This is a genomic window from Bradyrhizobium sp. IAR9 (assembly GCF_013408065.1).
Classification (GTDB): Bacteria; Pseudomonadota; Alphaproteobacteria; order Rhizobiales; family Xanthobacteraceae; genus Bradyrhizobium.
The window spans coordinates 275,860-292,162 of record NZ_JACBZW010000008.1 but is presented as its reverse complement, the minus strand read 5'-3'; the positions used below and the strand labels follow the sequence as shown (position 1 = coordinate 292,162).

General features: G+C 63.8%; 14 protein-coding genes. 11 read left to right on the top strand and 3 right to left on the bottom strand.

What is annotated here, in order from left to right; all coding sequences use genetic code 11:
* Window positions 1-50: 50 nt before the first annotated feature.
* Window positions 51-251 (bottom strand): DUF3551 domain-containing protein, encoded by a 201-nt coding sequence (locus tag GGD67_RS22615; protein ID WP_018318095.1) that lies wholly within the window; start codon window positions 249-251, stop codon window positions 51-53.
* A gap of 273 nt (window positions 252-524) precedes the next feature.
* Here GGD67_RS22615 and GGD67_RS22610 point away from each other — a divergent pair, with 273 nt between their 5' ends.
* The 11 genes from GGD67_RS22610 to GGD67_RS22560 all read left to right on the top strand — a co-directional run bounded on the left by GGD67_RS22610 (window position 525) and on the right by GGD67_RS22560 (window position 14,131).
* Window positions 525-1,631 carry an efflux RND transporter periplasmic adaptor subunit gene (locus GGD67_RS22610; protein ID WP_179735930.1) on the top strand — a complete coding sequence of 369 codons (1,107 nt, stop codon included), beginning with the start codon at window positions 525-527 and terminating at the stop codon, window positions 1,629-1,631.
* On the top strand, window positions 1,628-4,693 hold the full coding sequence (locus GGD67_RS22605; RefSeq protein WP_179735928.1) for an efflux RND transporter permease subunit: 3,066 nt from the start codon (window positions 1,628-1,630) through the stop codon (window positions 4,691-4,693). The genes GGD67_RS22610 and GGD67_RS22605 overlap by 4 nt, the downstream gene beginning before the upstream one ends.
* A gap of 143 nt (window positions 4,694-4,836) precedes the next feature.
* A complete protein-coding gene (locus GGD67_RS22600; protein ID WP_179735926.1) occupies window positions 4,837-6,270 on the top strand; it encodes a basic amino acid/polyamine antiporter in 1,434 nt (477 codons plus the stop codon).
* 26 nt (window positions 6,271-6,296) lie between these two features.
* Window positions 6,297-7,559, top strand: a complete 1,263-nt coding sequence (arcA, locus tag GGD67_RS22595; protein WP_179735924.1) for an arginine deiminase — start codon at window positions 6,297-6,299, stop codon at window positions 7,557-7,559.
* A gap of 145 nt (window positions 7,560-7,704) precedes the next feature.
* Complete coding sequence (locus GGD67_RS22590) at window positions 7,705-8,526, top strand: outer membrane beta-barrel protein (protein ID WP_179735922.1); 822 nt, start codon at window positions 7,705-7,707, stop codon at window positions 8,524-8,526.
* A gap of 593 nt (window positions 8,527-9,119) precedes the next feature.
* Window positions 9,120-10,328, top strand: a complete 1,209-nt coding sequence (locus GGD67_RS22585) for an ATP-binding protein (RefSeq protein WP_018318088.1) — start codon at window positions 9,120-9,122, stop codon at window positions 10,326-10,328.
* A gap of 60 nt (window positions 10,329-10,388) precedes the next feature.
* Window positions 10,389-11,012 (top strand): response regulator transcription factor, encoded by a 624-nt coding sequence (locus tag GGD67_RS22580; RefSeq protein WP_018318087.1) that lies wholly within the window; start codon window positions 10,389-10,391, stop codon window positions 11,010-11,012.
* 168 nt (window positions 11,013-11,180) lie between these two features.
* Complete coding sequence (locus GGD67_RS22575) at window positions 11,181-11,816, top strand: response regulator transcription factor (RefSeq protein WP_026201965.1); 636 nt, start codon at window positions 11,181-11,183, stop codon at window positions 11,814-11,816.
* A 126-nt stretch (window positions 11,817-11,942) separates the two neighbouring features.
* Window positions 11,943-13,289 carry a hypothetical protein gene (locus GGD67_RS22570; protein ID WP_179735920.1) on the top strand — a complete coding sequence of 449 codons (1,347 nt, stop codon included), beginning with the start codon at window positions 11,943-11,945 and terminating at the stop codon, window positions 13,287-13,289.
* Window positions 13,290-13,301: 12 nt separating this feature from the next.
* A complete protein-coding gene (locus GGD67_RS22565; protein ID WP_179735918.1) occupies window positions 13,302-13,811 on the top strand; it encodes a DUF2249 domain-containing protein in 510 nt (169 codons plus the stop codon).
* Entirely contained in the window at window positions 13,808-14,131 is a 324-nt protein-coding gene (locus GGD67_RS22560) for a metal-sulfur cluster assembly factor (RefSeq protein WP_092253157.1), read from the top strand. The genes GGD67_RS22565 and GGD67_RS22560 overlap by 4 nt, the downstream gene beginning before the upstream one ends.
* A 17-nt stretch (window positions 14,132-14,148) precedes the next feature.
* On the opposite strand, the gene GGD67_RS22555 is transcribed toward GGD67_RS22560, so the two are convergent.
* Both GGD67_RS22555 and GGD67_RS22550 read right to left on the bottom strand, forming a co-directional pair.
* Complete coding sequence (locus GGD67_RS22555) at window positions 14,149-14,745, bottom strand: UbiX family flavin prenyltransferase (protein ID WP_179735915.1); 597 nt, start codon at window positions 14,743-14,745, stop codon at window positions 14,149-14,151.
* Window positions 14,742-16,271: a UbiD family decarboxylase gene (locus GGD67_RS22550; RefSeq protein ID WP_179735914.1), complete on the bottom strand. Its 1,530-nt coding sequence runs from the start codon at window positions 16,269-16,271 to the stop codon at window positions 14,742-14,744. Before GGD67_RS22550 ends, GGD67_RS22555 begins: the two co-directional genes overlap by 4 nt.
* Window positions 16,272-16,303: the final 32 nt, after the last annotated feature.

Sequence of the window (16,303 nt, the reverse complement as noted above, 5' to 3'; positions counted from 1 at the left end):
AACAGCACGTCATTTACGCCGCCCGGTCGATATCGGACTGAGCGCTGCCGTCAGCGGCGGCGATTTTGCACGCAGGTGCCCTGCCGCCCGCTCACCGATGCGCGGCATTGGGAGCGGGTCTCATACATGCAGTTGAGCATTCCCTTGATCTTCGAGCACCATGCCAGATCCTGCGCCTGTACGGGCGTCGTCGAACCCATCGCGCTGAGCGCAATGAAGATGGCCGCGGACAGCAAAGCCAGCTTTCTCATGTCGATCCTCCTGTCGTCTTGTGAATCATTCGGAGCCTGAGCGGCCGGTTCCCTTGCCACCTGCTGCTTTGGCGAACGCGCCGCGGCGGGAGCAGGTGCAGCCTTAATGCACCGCTTGCTGCGTTTCCGGTATCGGGTGATTGCCTGACGTTGCCCTGGGAATCTTCTGACTGCTGCCGGAAGGTTCTCCGGACCACGATTGCATCTGTGATCGCTCAGTAGATTTACCGATGGAAGGGAGATGATCTATCGACAAGATCGGCAGCGGAGCAGTTGACCGATGATCATGTCATGCCGATGCGGCCGCTGAACATCGCGCTTGTCGCAGCGGTCACCACGCTGCTGGTTGCCGCCTGTGAAAGAGACCCGGTGGAGGATACGCCCCCGGCGCCACGTCCGGTTCGCACGACCACGGTCGAGAAGCGCGAGCAGTTAACGCCGTTCACGTTTACGGGGCGTATCGAGGCGGAGGACGAGGTAAGCATCGCATTTCGAATCGGCGGGCGGCTGCTTTCGAACAACACCCGGCTTGGTGATCGCGTCCAGGCCGGCCAGCTTCTGGCGCAACTGGAACCGCAGAACGAAGCGAACGCGCTACGCCAGGCGCAGGCGGCACTTGCTGCTGCGCAAGGCCAGCTCACTCAGGCCCGCAATCATTTCGAGCGTCAGCAGACGCTGCTGGCGCAGGGTTGGACCACCCGCGCCAACTTCGAAGCCGCGACGCAGGCGCAGCAGACCGCCCAATCGCAGCTCGATATGGCCGAAGCCCAGTTGAGCGCCGCCCACGATCAGGTCGGCTTTACCGAGCTGCGCGCCGATGCACCGGGCAAGGTCACCGAAACCGGCCCCGCCGCCGGCGAGGTCGTTCAGGCCGGGCAAACGATTGCGAGGATCGCTCGCCAGGACGGTCGCGATGCGGTTTTCGATGTGCCCGCCCAACTGGTGAGAGCGGCGCCTGCCAATCTGCAGGTAACGGTCGCGCTCACGGACGATCCGGCAGTGACGGCACAGGGGCGCGTCCGGCAGGTCGCCGCCCAGGCCAACCCGGTCACGCGGACCTTCGAGGTCAAGGTGGGCCTTACCGATCCGCCGGCTGCGATGCGGCTCGGGGCGACCGTGGTCGGGCGCGCCGAGGCGAGCTCCGGCCCGATGATCGGCATTCCCGCAACCGCGCTGACGAGGATGAATCAACAGCCGGCCGTCTGGGTCTTCGATCCCTCGGCCAATACGGTCTCAGTGCGGAACGTCGACGTGCTGCGGTTCGACCAGGCGCAGGTGATCGTCGCGCAAGGGCTTGATAGCGGCGAGATCGTCGTGACCGCAGGCGTTCAGGCACTTCATCCAGGCCAGAAGGTGCGCGTGCTCGGGTCGGGGCGATGAGTGGATTCAACCTTTCGGAATGGGCACTGGGGCGACGCTCGCTGGTCGTCTACCTCATGCTGATAGCGGTGGCCGCCGGCGTCCTGTCATATTTCCGGCTGGGCCGGAACGAGGATCCCGCCTTCACGATCCGGACCATGGTCGTTCATGCCGTCTGGCCAGGGGCGAGGGCCGACGAGACGATGAAGCAGCTGACGGAGCGCCTCGAGCGCCAATTGCAGGAGACCCCGCATCTGGATTTCCTGCGCAGCTTCACCCGGCCAGGCCTCACGACCATCTTCGTGAACCTCAAGGGAAGCACCAATGCGCGGGATGTCTCCGATACCTGGTACCACGTGCGGAAGACGATTGGCGACATTCGCCATACGCTGCCTGCCGGTGTCGTCGGGCCGTTCTTCGACGACGATTTCGGCGACACCTTTGGCATCGTCTATGGCTTTACCAGCGACGGCTTCGCGCAACGCGAGCTGCGTGACCGGGTCGAGGCGATCCGTTCGCAGCTCCTGGCTGTGCCGGATGTCGCGAAGATCGAGCTGCTGGGCGCACGGGAGGAGGTGATCTTCGTCGAGTTCTCCAAGCAGGAGCTTGCAAATCTCGGTGTTGATCGCACGGCTCTGATCGCGGCGTTGCGGGCGCAGAATATCGTGATGCCGGCTGGAACGATTCAGACCGGCACCGAGCGGATATCGCTGCAGGTGTCGGGCAGCTTCCTGTCCGAGCAGGACATCGCCGATATCAACTTCGCCGCCGGCGATCGCATGCTGCGCCTGAGCGACCTTGCGAGAGTGCGGCGGGGCTATGCCGATCCACCCCAGCCGCTGTTCCGGATCAATGGCCGCCCGGCGATCGGGCTTGCCATCGCCATGCGCGACGGCGGCGACATCCTCGCGCTCGGCAGGAACGTCAAGGCGGCGATGGCGCGGATCACCGCTGATCTGCCGATCGGGATCGAGCCCAGCCTGGTGGCCGACCAGGCCGTCGTCGTGGGCAAGGCGGTCGGCGAGTTCATGACCTCGTTGTTGCAGGCGATCGCCATCATTCTGGCCGTGAGCTTCATCAGCCTTGGGGTTCGTCCGGGCCTGATCATCGCGCTGGCGATCCCGCTCACGCTCGCGGTCGTGTTTCCGGTCATGGCGGTGCTTCAGATCGACATGCAGCGGATATCGCTCGGGGCCCTGATCATTGCGCTTGCCCTGCTGGTCGATGACGCCATGACGACGACGGATGCCACGCTCATTCGCCTGGCGTTGGGCGACAGCAAGGTCGAGGCCGCCAGCTACGCCTTTCGGACACACGCGCTGGCCATGCTTGCGGGGACGCTCGTGACGATCGCGGGCTTCATTCCGGTCGGCTTTGCCGCCAGCGCCGCGAGCGAATACACGTTCTCGCTGTTCGCTGTGGTCGCGATCGCGCTGCTGGCGTCCTGGTTCGTCGCGGTGATCTTCGCGCCACTGCTCGGCGTTGCCATCCTTGTCTCGCCCAAGCAGAAGGGCGCTGCGGCTCCCGGACGGGTATTCCGGCTGTATCGACGCTTGCTGATATCGGCGATCCGCGCCAAATGGCTGACCCTCGGTGGGACCGCCGCGCTGTTCGTCGCCTCCGTGCTCGCGCTGCCGCTCATTCCGCAACAGTTCTTTCCGTCCTCCGATCGGCCGGAACTGCTGGTCGATCTCAGCCTGCCGCAGAACTCGTCGATTTTTGCCAGCGAAACCGCGGCAAAGCGTCTGGACAAGATGCTGACGGGCGATCCCGATGTCGCGCATTGGAGCACCTATGTCGGGCGCGGTGCGATCCGGTTCTATCTGCCGCTCAGCGTCGAATTGCCGAACGACTTCTTCACGCAGGCCGTCGTCGTCGCCAGAGATATTGGGGCGCGTGAGCGCCTGCATGGCAAGCTGGAACGATTCCTCGCCGATGAGTTTCCGAACGCGATCTCGTCGGTGTCTCCGCTCGGCCTCGGTCCCCCGGTCGGATGGCCGCTGCAGTATCGCGTCAGCGGCCCCGACGTCGAGCGGGTGCGCGACATCGCGCTCGAGGTCGCACGGATCGTCGGGGCCGATCCGGCCGCCAAGAGCGTGAATTTCGACTGGATGGAGCCCGATCGCCAGGTGCGCATTCGCGTCAACCAGGACGAGGCCCGACTTCTTGGCCTCAGTTCGCAGGCGATTTCCACCGTTCTGAACACCGTGATATCCGGCACGCCGGTCACGCAGGTGCGGGACGATATCTACCTGGTCGATGTGGTGGTCCGCGCAACCGATGAACAGCGCGTCTCGCCGGCGAGCTTGCGCACGTTGCAGATGCCGATCGCGGGTGGCCGGACCGTTCCATTGAGCCAGTTTGCATCGTTCGAATATGATCAGGAGTTTCCGCTGATCTGGCGACGAGATCGCGTGCCCACGCTCACGGTTCGGGCGGCCATTGCCGACCGTGCGCTGCCGGAGACGGTCGTCAACAGGCAGGCCGCGGCCATGGCAAAGCTGAAGGCGGCGCTGCCGGCTTCATACCGCGTCGTGGTCGGTGGCACGGTGGAGGAAAGCCGGAATTCTCAGGCGTCCGTCATGGCGGTGGTGCCCGTGATGCTGTTCGTCATGTTCACGGTCCTGATGGCCCAGTTGCAGAGCTTTCCGCGATTGTTGATGGTCGTCAGTGTTGCGCCGCTCGGTCTGATCGGCGTCGTCGCAGCGCTGCTGTTGTCGGGGCGGCCGTTGGGCTTCGTCGCCATTCTCGGTGTGCTTGCTCTGCTCGGCATGATCAGCAAGAACGCGGTCATCCTGATCGGCCAGATCGAGGCGGAGCGTTCACTGGGGAAGGGACCCTGGCAGGCCGCGGTGGATGCCAGCAGTTCCCGCTTTCGTCCAATCATGCTGACGGCCGTCTCCACCGTTCTCGGCATGATCCCGATTGCTCCGACGGTGTTCTGGGGGCCGATGGCCTTTGCGATCATGGGCGGCCTGCTGGTTGCGACAGGTCTGACCCTGGTCTTCCTGCCGACACTGTATGTGGCATGGTTCGGCGGAAAGGAGCCGGCCGAAGCTTCCGGTTCTTCGTTCGCGGCCTGAGGGCGTGTGGGCGGTGAGGGTAATCCCGGACCTCGACTAGGTAATCACCTGATTGGCCATGCGCGCTCCACGGCGCATCGTCCGGCTCGCAGCGAGCGACGCGGCCGCTGCGCCGACCATCGTTCGCGGTCCGAGGCCTTCACATGAGCGCGACGCCGTCGATCCAGAAGCTTTCGCTGTTTGCTCTGACGGCCATGGTGGTCGGCTCCATGGTCGGTTCCGGCATCTTCTCACTGCCGCGCACTTTCGGCATCGCAACCGGTCCATTCGGCGCCATCTTCGCCTGGTGCATCGCCGGCGGTGGGATGTACACGCTGGCGCGCGTGTTTCAGTCGTTGGCGGAGCGAAAGCCTGAACTCGACGCCGGTGTCTACGCCTATGCGAAAGCAGGTTTCGGCGATTATCCCGGCTTCCTCTCGGCGCTTGGCTACTGGATGGGAAGTTGCATTGGCAACGTGTCGTATTGGGTCTTGATCAAGTCGACCTTGGGCGCGTTCTTTCCCGTGTTCGGTGACGGGAATACCGTCACCGCCATCATCGTCGCCTCGATCGGGATCTGGCTCTTCCATTTCATGATCCTGCGTGGCGTGCAACAGGCCGCCGCGATCAACACCATCGTGACGATCGCCAAGATCGTGCCGATCCTGGTCTTTATCGTCATCCTGATCTTCGCCTTCAAGGCCGACCAGTTCAGCGACAATTTCTGGGGCGGCGAGGGCATGCCGGACAAGGGGCTTTTCGAGCAGATCCGCGCGACCATGCTGGTCACGGTGTTCGTGTTCCTCGGGATCGAGGGGGCCAGCGTCTATTCCCGCTATGCCAAGGAACGATCCCATGTCGGCGCGGCGACGATCATCGGCTTTGTGATGGTGACCAGCCTGATGGTGCTCGTCACCATGCTGCCCTACGCCGTGCTGCCGCGCGCCGACATCGCCGAGATGCGACAGCCGTCCATGGCGGCGGTGCTGGAGGCCTTGGTCGGGCATTGGGGCGCGGTCTTCGTCAGCATCGGACTTCTGGTTTCGGTGCTCGGGGCTTATCTCGCCTGGAGCTTGATCTGCACCGAAGTTCTTTCGGCCGCGGGCCGCACCAGGGATATGCCGGCCCTGTTCGGCACCGAGAACGAGAACAAGGTCCCGGCTGCGGCGCTGTGGCTGACCAACATCGTCGTCCAGCTCTTCGTCATCAGCACCTACTGGTCGCGGGACGCCTTCTCGCTGATGCTCAATCTGACGAGCGTCATGAATTTGATCCCGTTTTTCCTGGTCGCCGCCTACGGGCTCTTGCTGGTCAAGCGGGGCGAGACCTATGAGAAGCGCCCGGACGCGCGTCGAAGCGGGCTGATCTTTACCGGCATTGCGCTGATCTACACGCTCTTCCTGATCTATGCGGCCGGAATGAAATATCTGCTGCTGTCGGCCATCCTCTACGCGCCCGGCACGGCACTGTATTTGTGGGCGCGCCTCGAGCAGAAGGCGAGAGTCTTCACCTTCGTCGAGTGGATCATCTTCATTGTCGTTGCGATCGGCGCGGTCGTCGGCGTTCATGGCCTGGCCACCGGCTACATCACGATCTGAGCGGAGCAGTTCCGGAGATAGGCCTCATGACAAAGCAGACATCGGATGCAGGGATTCCCTTCGGTGTTCATTCGGAAGTCGGCCAGCTGCGCAAGGTGCTGGTCTGTTCGCCGGGGCGGGCTCATCAACGTCTGACGCCGACGAACTGCGACACCTTGCTGTTTGACGACGTCCTATGGGTCGACAACGCCAAGCGCGATCATTTCGATTTCGTGCAGAAGATGCGCGACCGCGGAATCGAAGTCGTCGAGATGCACAATCTCCTCGCCGACACGGTCGCGATTCCGGAGGCGAGGACGTGGATCCTCGACAACCAGGTGATCCCCAATCAGGTTGGCCTCGGCCTGATCGACGAGCTGCGCGCCTATCTGGAAAGCCTCAAGCCGCGCGAGTTGGCGGAGACGCTGATCGGCGGATTGTCGACCCAGGACTTTCCAGAAGCCCGCGGCGGCGAGACGCTCAGGCTCATCCGGGAAGCGGCCGGCATGACCGAGTATCTTCTGCCGCCCCTTCCCAACACCCTGTACACGCGCGATACGACCTGCTGGATCTACGGGGGCGTTACGCTGAATTCGCTGTTCTGGCCGGCGCGCCACGAAGAGCCTATCCTCGCCGCCGCGATCTATAAGTTCCATCCGGATTTCGCCGGCAAGGTCAATGTCTGGTGGGGCGATCCGACACAGGATCACGGCCTTGCGACGCTCGAGGGCGGCGACGTGATGCCGATCGGAAAAGGCAACGTGTTGATCGGATTGAGCGAGCGTACTTCGCGGCAGGCCATCAGCCAGCTCGCTGCCGCCCTGTTCAAGAAGAAGGCGGCCGAGCGCGTGATCGTGGCTGCCATGCCCAAGCTTCGAGCGGCGATGCACCTGGATACGGTCTTCACATTCGCCGATCGCGATTGCGTGCTGCTTTATCCGGACATCGTCAACAATATCGCGGCATTTTCCTACCGTCCGGCCGACAACTCCGCAGGCATCGAGCTGCGCAAGGACGAAAAGCCCTTCGTCGAGGTCGTCGCAGAGGCGCTTGGGCTGAAGAAGCTGCGCGTGGTGGAGACGGGCGGAAATGCCTATATGCGCGAGCGCACCCAGTGGGATAGCGGCGCCAATCTCGTCTGCGCATCCCCTGGCGTCGTGTTCGCCTATGACCGCAACACCTACACTAACACGCTGCTGCGCAAGGAAGGCATCGAGGTCGTCACCATCGTGGGTGCGGAACTCGGACGTGGTCGCGGCGGCGGTCATTGCATGACCTGTCCGATCACCAGGGACGCGGTCGACTATTAGGCCCGCATCAGCGGTCACTGCGGCCTGTTACGAAACCATGATCGATCTGATCAACCCGTGATTTAGTCCGAGAACATTAACACGCCACAATCGTGTCACAGCCTGACGCGAATCCCGATGCACGCGACAGCCATCGAGGGACGCCATGCGAAGATCCAGAATTCTTCTGCCGATCTTTGGTCTGCTCGGCGCGAGCACGGCAGGTGCAGCCGACCTTGATGTCACCGAGTTCAAGACGATCGCGACCCCTGTGCCGTACACCTCAGTACCATCCTGGAGCGTCGTCGGTTCCATCGCGCCCACCTTCACCGACAACGCCCTGTTTACCCGCGACAACCGCAAGTCGGACGTTTACTACGTGCCCGACGTGAGCGTCCGGCTGGACGGGAACCTCAGCAATGACCTGTCGTACCGCCTCTATGCACGCGCGCAATATGAAGCGTTTTCGCGGGAGAAGGACGGCAACTTTGCCGTCGCGCGGATGGGCGGGCGCCTGACCCAAAATTGGGACGGCTGGCGCTTCTCCGCCATTTACGAGCATCGCTACGATTTTGACGGAATCTACCGCGACCTCGCCTTCACCTCGAACGATGTGATGGGCTCGGTTGCGCGCGACTTCCACTTCAACAACGCGACGTTTTCGCCATTGCTGCTCCTGACCTATCGATTTTCCGACCTGGCGGAGGCGCGCCGCTGGCGCTTTGACGCCGTGCTCGGTATCGAGGTCAAGCTCGATTCCAAATGGTCGATTGTGAGCACGCCGTTGTTCGAAGCTTACTGGTTCACCGATGGACTCAATAGCGGGCGGCGCGATCAGCTCTATTCGGCGGACGTCGGTCTGAAGTATAATTTTGCGAGCAATGTGTCGCTCACGACGACCGTGCTGTACGAGGCGCGAACGTCGAACGTGCCGCTACGGCGATATAGGGACGTTCGCATCGGCCCTCGTCTGGACTTCGCATTCTGAGAGGTATCCGATCAATGCACGCAAGAAGCTTGTCGCTGTTGATCGGCATTGTTGTGGGCATCGCGGCGGCATCCGTTGCCGCTGCCGATCCGCGTGACGCCGTCGATCGAAGCCAGCGTCTTGATACCGATGCGCTTCGGGACGATGCTGCGACAAACCGTCTGACGCCGCCATCGCATCCCCTGCAGATTGCACCGCCTCCGACGACTCCGAAAGCAAGGACGGAACGCAGGAGGAAGTCCGGCGCAAATGGTGGCAGCAGCCGCTAGCGTCATCGGTACAAAGGTAGGCATGGGCGCCGCGGGAGTTTGTTGTCCCGGAACTCCGCTGCTCGGAACTCCGCATTTTTAATCTCTGTTGCGCCAAATTCGAACGCTCAGAACCGCTTTGTCGCTCAGCGCAGACGGCGCGTCGCGGATTCAAGATTTTAATCCCATGGAAATGCTACCTCTTGTTGTGTGTCGGTTCCAGGGTGTATAGTCGGATCGGCTCCAAGGCGCGTCCGCGAGCCGGCGAGGGGAGATGTCCCCGAACAGGCGAGCGGACACAGGCGATGCTGTTGTCAGCGTCGCGATGTCGCCGGAGAAGAGTGAGTGCGTATCGTGAAGGTACATGTCTCCCCCGCCAGCGAGTCGCATCGAACCGGCCTCGGGAACTGGCTGCGGACAGGTTCGGAACAATCAATCGAAGCCCTCTATTGGACGTTTTCGGCTGATCTCCTCTTCGTCGTGCGTCCGTCTCCTGAAGGGCGCTTCGTCTATGAGGCGATCAATCCGGAGTTTGGGTCCCGGCTCGGTCTCTCGCCGGGAGACGTCTACGACATGGATGTGTTCGATTGCATGAACGCGGACGACGCTAGAATCGTCTGCCAGGCGCTGGGGGCGTGCGTTGCGGAAGGAGCGGAAATCAGGATCCGGCAGCGTCTCGCGTTCGGCGGCTCGCCCCGGAACGTCGAAACGGTAGTAACTCCGGTCGTTCAATCTTCGTGTGGTGGTGCGGTTCGCTTGATCGGCAGCCACCGCGCCCTGCGCAGCCGCGCGTTCGAGAGCGGGGTCGGACAGGGCAACGGGCTCGACGTGAATCTCGGCCTGGTATCGATCCAGGAAGGCATCCAGCAACGGATAGCGTCCGATCTCCATGATTCGACCTGTCAGCACCTGATTGCCGCGAGTCTCGGTCTCATGCGGATCCGAAGCAGCATCGGCGAACCGGACTTGGCCGAGCGGCTCTGCGACGAGATCGATGCATCGATCGATGAAGCCCTCCGGGAAATCCGCGCTTTTGCCTATCTGCTGCATCCCCGGAACCTCGCCGGTGAGGGCCTGAAGGCTGCGATCGAGCGGTACGCGGAGGGATTTGCGGCGCGCACGTCGTTGCGCGCGAGTGTCGACATCGTGCCGGATGTGGATCGGTTGCCTTACGAGACGAAACGAACGTTGCTGCGGGTCGTCCAGGAAGCGCTGACGAACGTCTTCCGTCATGCGAACGCGACCGAGGTGGCCATCGTCATCGATACCGCGGACGGCCGGTTTCACCTGACGCTCAGCGACAATGGAATTGGGCTCCCGCCGGGTTTCGGCAGGAGCGCGGTGTCTGTTGGTGTCGGAATTCCGGCGATGCAAGCGCGGCTGCACGAGATCGGAGGTACGCTCGACATCCAATCCAGTCGCGCGCCGCGGCATGCCGGCACGGTGCTGTGTGCAGTATTTCCCTATGCTCCCCCGGCGAACAGGGCCAATCGCCGCGGGGCCACGACAAATGCAAGGGCCCGCGCAGGCGCACAATCAGCGAAAAAACACTAACCGCGGGGCGGCGGGCCGGGGTCACGGCCCATCGCCGATGCGGATTCGGAGTGCTCTGCCATGAAGCGAATTCTCATCGCGGATGATCATGAGGCGGTACGGTCGGGCTTGCGGGCGGTGCTCGAGCAACGCGTGGATTGGGAGGTGGTCGCCGAGGTGAATGACGGCGGCATGGCGGTAGCAGCCGCGATCGAAAGCCGGCCCCATGTCGCCATCGTCGACTTCTCGATGCCCCGCATGACCGGCGTCGAGGTGGCGCGGCGGATCAGAGAGTATCCGCTGCAGACCGAGGTGCTGATCTTCACGGTGCACAATTCGGGCCTGCTTGCCCAGCAAGCATTCGAGGCGGGGGCGCGTGCATTCCTGGTGAAGTCCGACGCCAACAAGCTGCTTGTCGCAGCTGTCGAAGCCTTGTTGCTGCACCGGCCATTCTGGCCCCGGAAGACCGAACTCGACCATGCGCCGCGGACCAACGGCGAGCGGCATCACGAACTCACGGCCCGCGAGCAACTGGTCGTCAAGCTGGTCGCGGAGGGATACAGCAACAAGGGCATCAGTGCGATCCTCGATCTCAGCGTCAAGACCACCGAGGCCCATCGGGCAGCCGCGATGCGCAAGCTGGAGGTGAACTCGACGGCGGGGCTGGTCCGGTACGCCGTTCGGACCGGGCTGGTCGAGGCTTGAAACGGCGATATTGGCGAGCAATAGGGGCGTCGGTACCTTCGCCCGGAGATATCAGGGTTTTGTGGGATAACGATTCCAGCCACGCTTCCTATGATCGTTCGACTGTGCTGCCGGTTTGCTGCCGGTATCGGCCCGGAAGCGCAAGGGTCGGCCAACGGGAACGACACGGTGAAACGCATCTTGATTGCGGATGATCATGAAGTTGTGCGTTCCGGGCTGCGTGCAATCATCGAAGCGCATTCCAGCTGGATCGTGAGCGGCGTGGCGACCGATGGCGAGCAGGCGGTCGCGCTGGCGCTCGAGACCAGGCCGGACATCGTGATCGTCGATTATTCCATGCCGGTCATGAACGGGTTGGAGGTCAGTCGCCGCCTCAAGGCGCTCCACCTTGGCGCGCAGGTCCTGATCCTGACGATGCACGAGAGCGAAGAGCTTCTGACTGAAGCCATTCTGGCCGGGGTACGCGGGTTTCTGTTCAAGTCAGACGCACGCAAGCACCTCATTTCCGCCATCGAGGCCCTGCTGGACGGCAGGCCTTACTTCACCAGCATCCTGCTGGAGAGGTTGCTGCACGACTACCAGGGCAACAAGGAGAACCGGACCGACATGCTGCTGACTTCGCGCGAGCAGAGCGTGGTCCAGCTGATCGCGGAGGGGCATACCAACAGGTCGATCAGCTCCATCCTGAAATTGAGTGTGAAGACCGTCGAGACCCATCGCGCCTCGGCCATGCGCAAGCTGAGGATGTCGTCCACCGCTGAGCTCGTCCGCTATGCGATCCGCAAGAAGTTGGTCTTGCCCTGAACAGATGCTGATGTCGGCAGTCGCCAAAGGCGCCGGAGTTTGCGCCTCGACAAAGTGGTCGTGACTGCAACTGCTTACCTTTTCGGGTGCCGACACGGGTTTCGTGTCGCACGCGGGAAGCAAGCCGTGACAGGAACCAGCCTCTGTAAATGGGCCATCAGCTACTTCGCGGTCGCAATCGTATGGCTGCTGCTTGCGGAAGTGCTTGTTGTCGCCGGGTTCGGCTTTCCGAACCACGACATCGGCGGCCCGGACACGCTCGTCATCGTGCACATGGTCAGCATCGGCTGGTTGAGCACGGTCCTGTGTGGCGCGCTGTTCCAGTTAGTGCCGGTGCTGATCGCAAGGCCGCTCTATGCGGAGCGCTGGACACTGCCGGCTCTGGCGCTGCTGACGCTTGGGCTGACCATCCTGCTCGCGGGCTTCCTGACGCTTGGCGGGCACTTCACCGGGCCGCCCTGGCTGCTTCCGGTCGGCGCGAGCCTGCTGATTGCGGGTTTCGCGTTGGTCGTTGCCAATCTCGGCATGACGCTCTGGTCGGCCCGTCCGCTGCCGGGGCAGGCGCGGTTCGTCGCAGCCGGGCTTGCCTGCATCTGTGTCACGGCGGCATTCGGCGGCATGTTCTCTCTGGTGCTGTCCGGAACCGCCGTCGGCACGCAATGGCCGGACCTGCTGGTGTCCGGCGTTCCGATCCACGCGATTGCCGGGCTTGGCGGATGGCTGACATTCACGGCCATGGGCGTCAGCTATCGCCTGCTGGCGATGTTCATGCTCACGCCCGACGGCGATGCGCGGCTGGGCCGGCTGGCCTGGCTTGCCGGCGTTGCCGCGCTGACCGTCGGAGCTGTCGGCGGCGTGCTCGCACTCTGGCGCGCGACCGGGGTGAATTTGGCACTTCTGCTGGCAGGAGTTGCGGCGCTGCTGTCGCTAATCGCCTACGGCCGCGACATGCTCGGCCTGTACAGAGCCCGCAAGCGCCGCGCGCTCGAGCTCAATACGCGCATGAGCCTCGTTGCGCTGGCGAGCCTGGTTGCGGTCGCAATCCTCGGCGCCGCGTTTGTTGCGACCGGTTCTCTCCCGTCGCATGTCGGGGTGCTCGCCTTTCTCGGCGCGTTCGGCTGGCTCACTGGCCTCGTGCTCGCCAATCTCTACAAGATCGTCCCGTTCCTGACCTGGCTCGAGACCTACGGTCCGGTGATGGGCAGAGTGCCGACGCCCCGCGTGCAGGATCTCGTTGACGAGCGCCGCGCGTTGAAATGGTTCGTGCTGTTCTTTGCCGGAAGCTGGGCGGCAACCCTGATGCTCCTGGTCGACGCGGCGCTCGGTTTCCGCGTCGCCGTCGCCGCCGTGACACTCGCGACGCTCGGCCTGAGCGAGGAGCTCATCAGGGCAAGGCGGCTTGCGGACGTGGCGGAGCCGCTGCGTCTGCCGACCGGAGCAGTCGTGCCCCAACTGTTGGTCTCGCGAAACTGAAAGGAGACTGCAATGACCGAGTTCATCGACGTCGATGTCCGGCCGATCCTGCGTGCAGGCGGCGAGCCGTTCTCGATCATCATGGCCGCGCTCGCGCGGCTCGCGCCCGGGGAGGGGCTGCGGCTCTATGCCCCCTTCAAGCCGGTTCCCCTGTTCGACGTCATGGCGAGCAAGGGCTTTGCGCATCGGGAGGCCGAGCTCGAAGGCGGCGAATGGGAGATCCGGTTTCTGCCGGACGACGGCTCGCCCGATGCGGCTGAACCGGCGCCCGCGGCGGCGAGTGGTGGCGATTGGCCGGAGCCCGCGGTTCATCTCGACAACCGCGACCTCGATCCGCCGGAGCCGATGGTCCTGATTCTGGCTGCAGTGGAGCGGCTCGCCCCCGGGCAGACGCTCTGCGCCTTGCTCAGTCGTGAGCCGGTCTTCCTGTTTCGGGAGCTGACCAAGCGCGGCCATCAGTGGCGCGGCGGCTTCACGCCGCAGAAGGATTCTTATCAACTGACCGTGAGGGTGCGCGCATGAATTTCAACGATGATGATCTCGTGGAGCAGATCAGGCAGGCGCTGAAGGTTGTGATCGACCCCGAGCTCGGCCACAACATCGTCGATCTCGGCTTCATCTATGATGTGTCGGTCGAGGACGGTGCCGCGCATATCACCATGACGGCGACGACACGCGGCTGCCCCGCCGCGTCCTTTCTCAAGGAGGGCGTCGCCAACAGCGCGTGCCTGGTTCCTGGCGTGGAATCGGTCGACGTCACCATGACGTTCGAGCCACCCTGGCAGCCCTGGATGATCGCGCCGGGAGTCAAGGCGTCGCTCGGATTTGCCGAGGTGAACTGATCCGCCGAGGCGGCCGGCTAGACGCCTTCGGCGCCCGGGCCGGACCAGATCTTTGCGGGGGCGCGAAGCTCTGCCAGGTCGAGCAGGTTGATCGCCCGGGCGGCGATCTGGTCGATCACCTCATCCAGCGACTGTGGTTTCAGATAGAAGGCCGGCATCGGCGGGGCGATGATCGCGCCGATCTCGGTCGCCTGCAGCATCGCTCTGAGATGGCCGAGATGCAGCGGGCTTTCGCGGACCAGCAACACCAGCCGGCGCCGTTCCTTGAGCTGCACGTCGGCCGCGCGCGTCAGAAGGTTGTCGAGCTGCCCCCAGGCGATGGCCGAGAGCGTACGGATCGAGCACGGCGCCACGATCATGCCCGCGACCGGATACGAGCCGCTGGCGATCGCGGCGCCGATATCGGAATGAAGATGATGGCGGAAGGCGAGGGCGCGCAGCCGCGCGAGCGCATCGCTTCCCACTTCCTCGCTCAGCGTACGCTCTGCCGCGGGCGAAACCACGAGGTGCACCGCGTAGTGTGGATCATCGGCCAGAAGCTCGACGATGCGCATGCCGATCGCAGCACCCGAGGCGCCGCTGATGCCGACGATGATGCCTTGCCGCCCGCTCATGTCAGGACCAGCGCGCGCATGGGCGTGCCCGACAGGCCGAGGCTCGACCACATCGCATCGACACGCGCGACCACGGCGGGATCCATGGCCAACGGAACGCCCCATTCGCGATCCGTCTCCGGCGGAATCTTCGTGGTGGCGTCGATGCCGAGCTTGCCGCCGAGACCGGATTTCGGCGAGGCGAAGTCGAGATAGTCGATCGGCGTATCGGTAAGCGTCACGAGATCGCGCGAGGAATCGCTGCGCGTCGAGACGGCCCACATCACCGCGCGCCAGTCGCGGATGTCGATGTCGTCGTCGACCACGATGAGGAGCTTCGTGTAGCTGAACTGCGGCAACATCGACCACAGGCCCAGCATCAGTCGCCGCGCCTGGCCGGGATAGCGTTTCTTGATCGCCGCGATCGCGACGCGGTAGGAGCAGGCCTCCGGCGGCAGCCAGCAGTCGGTCACCTCGGGGAACTGCTGCCGGATCAGCGGCACGAACAGCTGGTTGAGCGCCTCGCCGATCCGCGACGGCTCGTCCGGCGGCCGGCCCGTGAAGGTCGATAGGTACACAGGCTGACGCCGGCTGGTGATCGCCGTCACGCGCATCACCGGGAATTCCTCGACGGAATTATAGTACCCGGTGTGATCGCCATACGGCCCCTCGGGCGCGGTTTCGGTCGCGGAGACGAAGCCCTCGATGACGATTTCGGCCTCGGCCGGGATCGCGAGCGGGACGGTGAGGCATGGTGCGAGGTCAGGCCGCTCGCCACGCAGGATGCCGGAAAAGCGCAGCTCGGACAGCGTTTCGGGCAGCGGAAGCACGGCGGCAAGGATCGTGGCGGGATCGGCGCCGATGACGATCGCGACCGGCATGTCGCGCCCGAGCGCCTTCCATTGCTGGTGATGCCTGGCGCCGCCGCGATGCGCCAGCCAGCGGATGATGGCGCGGTCGCGGCCGAGCACCTGCATGCGGTAGACGCCGACATTCTCCTCCTGGTCCGCCGTCGCGGATTCCGGCGGCAAGGTGATCACGAGTGGCCAGGTGATCAGCGGCGCCGGCTCGCCGGGCCAGCAGATCTGGACCGGCAATCTTGCAAGATCGACGTCGGGCCCCATCGCGACGCAGTCCTGGACCGGGGCCGCCGCGCGTGTGCGTGGGCGCGTCGCCAGCGCGGCGCGCGCGAGCGGGAGCTTATCGAGGACATCCCTGATGCCGTGCGGTGGTCGCGGTGCGCGGAGCTCGGCCATCAACTCGCCGAGCTCTCCAAGACGGTCGGGCGTGATGCCCATGCCCCATGCGATCCGCTCGACCGTTCCAAACAAATTGGTGAGGAGCGGCATCTCCGAGAGGCGGCCGTCGTCCTTGATGGGCTGCTCGAACAATAGTGCCGGTCCGTGTGCCTCGAGCACACGCCGGTGAATTTCCGTGATCTCGTGGACGACGGAGACCTTCTCGCGAATGCGTCGCAACTGTCCGCGGCCTTCGATGAAGCGCAGGAAGTCGGACAAGTCGCGAAAGCGTGGCACATCACGTTGCAACTGGACAAGCTCCTAAAAAATGAGAGCTAGCC

Bases quoted from the DNA above. Each gene is read 5' to 3' on its own strand.
- GGD67_RS22560 (WP_092253157.1), top strand. From the start codon at position 13,808: ATGAATTTCAACGATGATGATCTCGTGGAGCAGATCAGGCAGGCGCTG.
- GGD67_RS22555 (WP_179735915.1), bottom strand. From the start codon at position 14,745: ATGAGCGGGCGGCAAGGCATCATCGTCGGCATCAGCGGCGCCTCGGGT.
- GGD67_RS22600 (WP_179735926.1), top strand. From the start codon at position 4,837: ATGAGCGCGACGCCGTCGATCCAGAAGCTTTCGCTGTTTGCTCTGACG.
- GGD67_RS22565 (WP_179735918.1), top strand. From the start codon at position 13,302: ATGACCGAGTTCATCGACGTCGATGTCCGGCCGATCCTGCGTGCAGGC.
- GGD67_RS22580 (WP_018318087.1), top strand. From the start codon at position 10,389: ATGAAGCGAATTCTCATCGCGGATGATCATGAGGCGGTACGGTCGGGC.
- arcA (WP_179735924.1), top strand. From the start codon at position 6,297: ATGACAAAGCAGACATCGGATGCAGGGATTCCCTTCGGTGTTCATTCG.
- GGD67_RS22605 (WP_179735928.1), top strand. From the start codon at position 1,628: ATGAGTGGATTCAACCTTTCGGAATGGGCACTGGGGCGACGCTCGCTG.
- GGD67_RS22615 (WP_018318095.1), bottom strand. From the start codon at position 251: ATGAGAAAGCTGGCTTTGCTGTCCGCGGCCATCTTCATTGCGCTCAGC.
- GGD67_RS22590 (WP_179735922.1), top strand. From the start codon at position 7,705: ATGCGAAGATCCAGAATTCTTCTGCCGATCTTTGGTCTGCTCGGCGCG.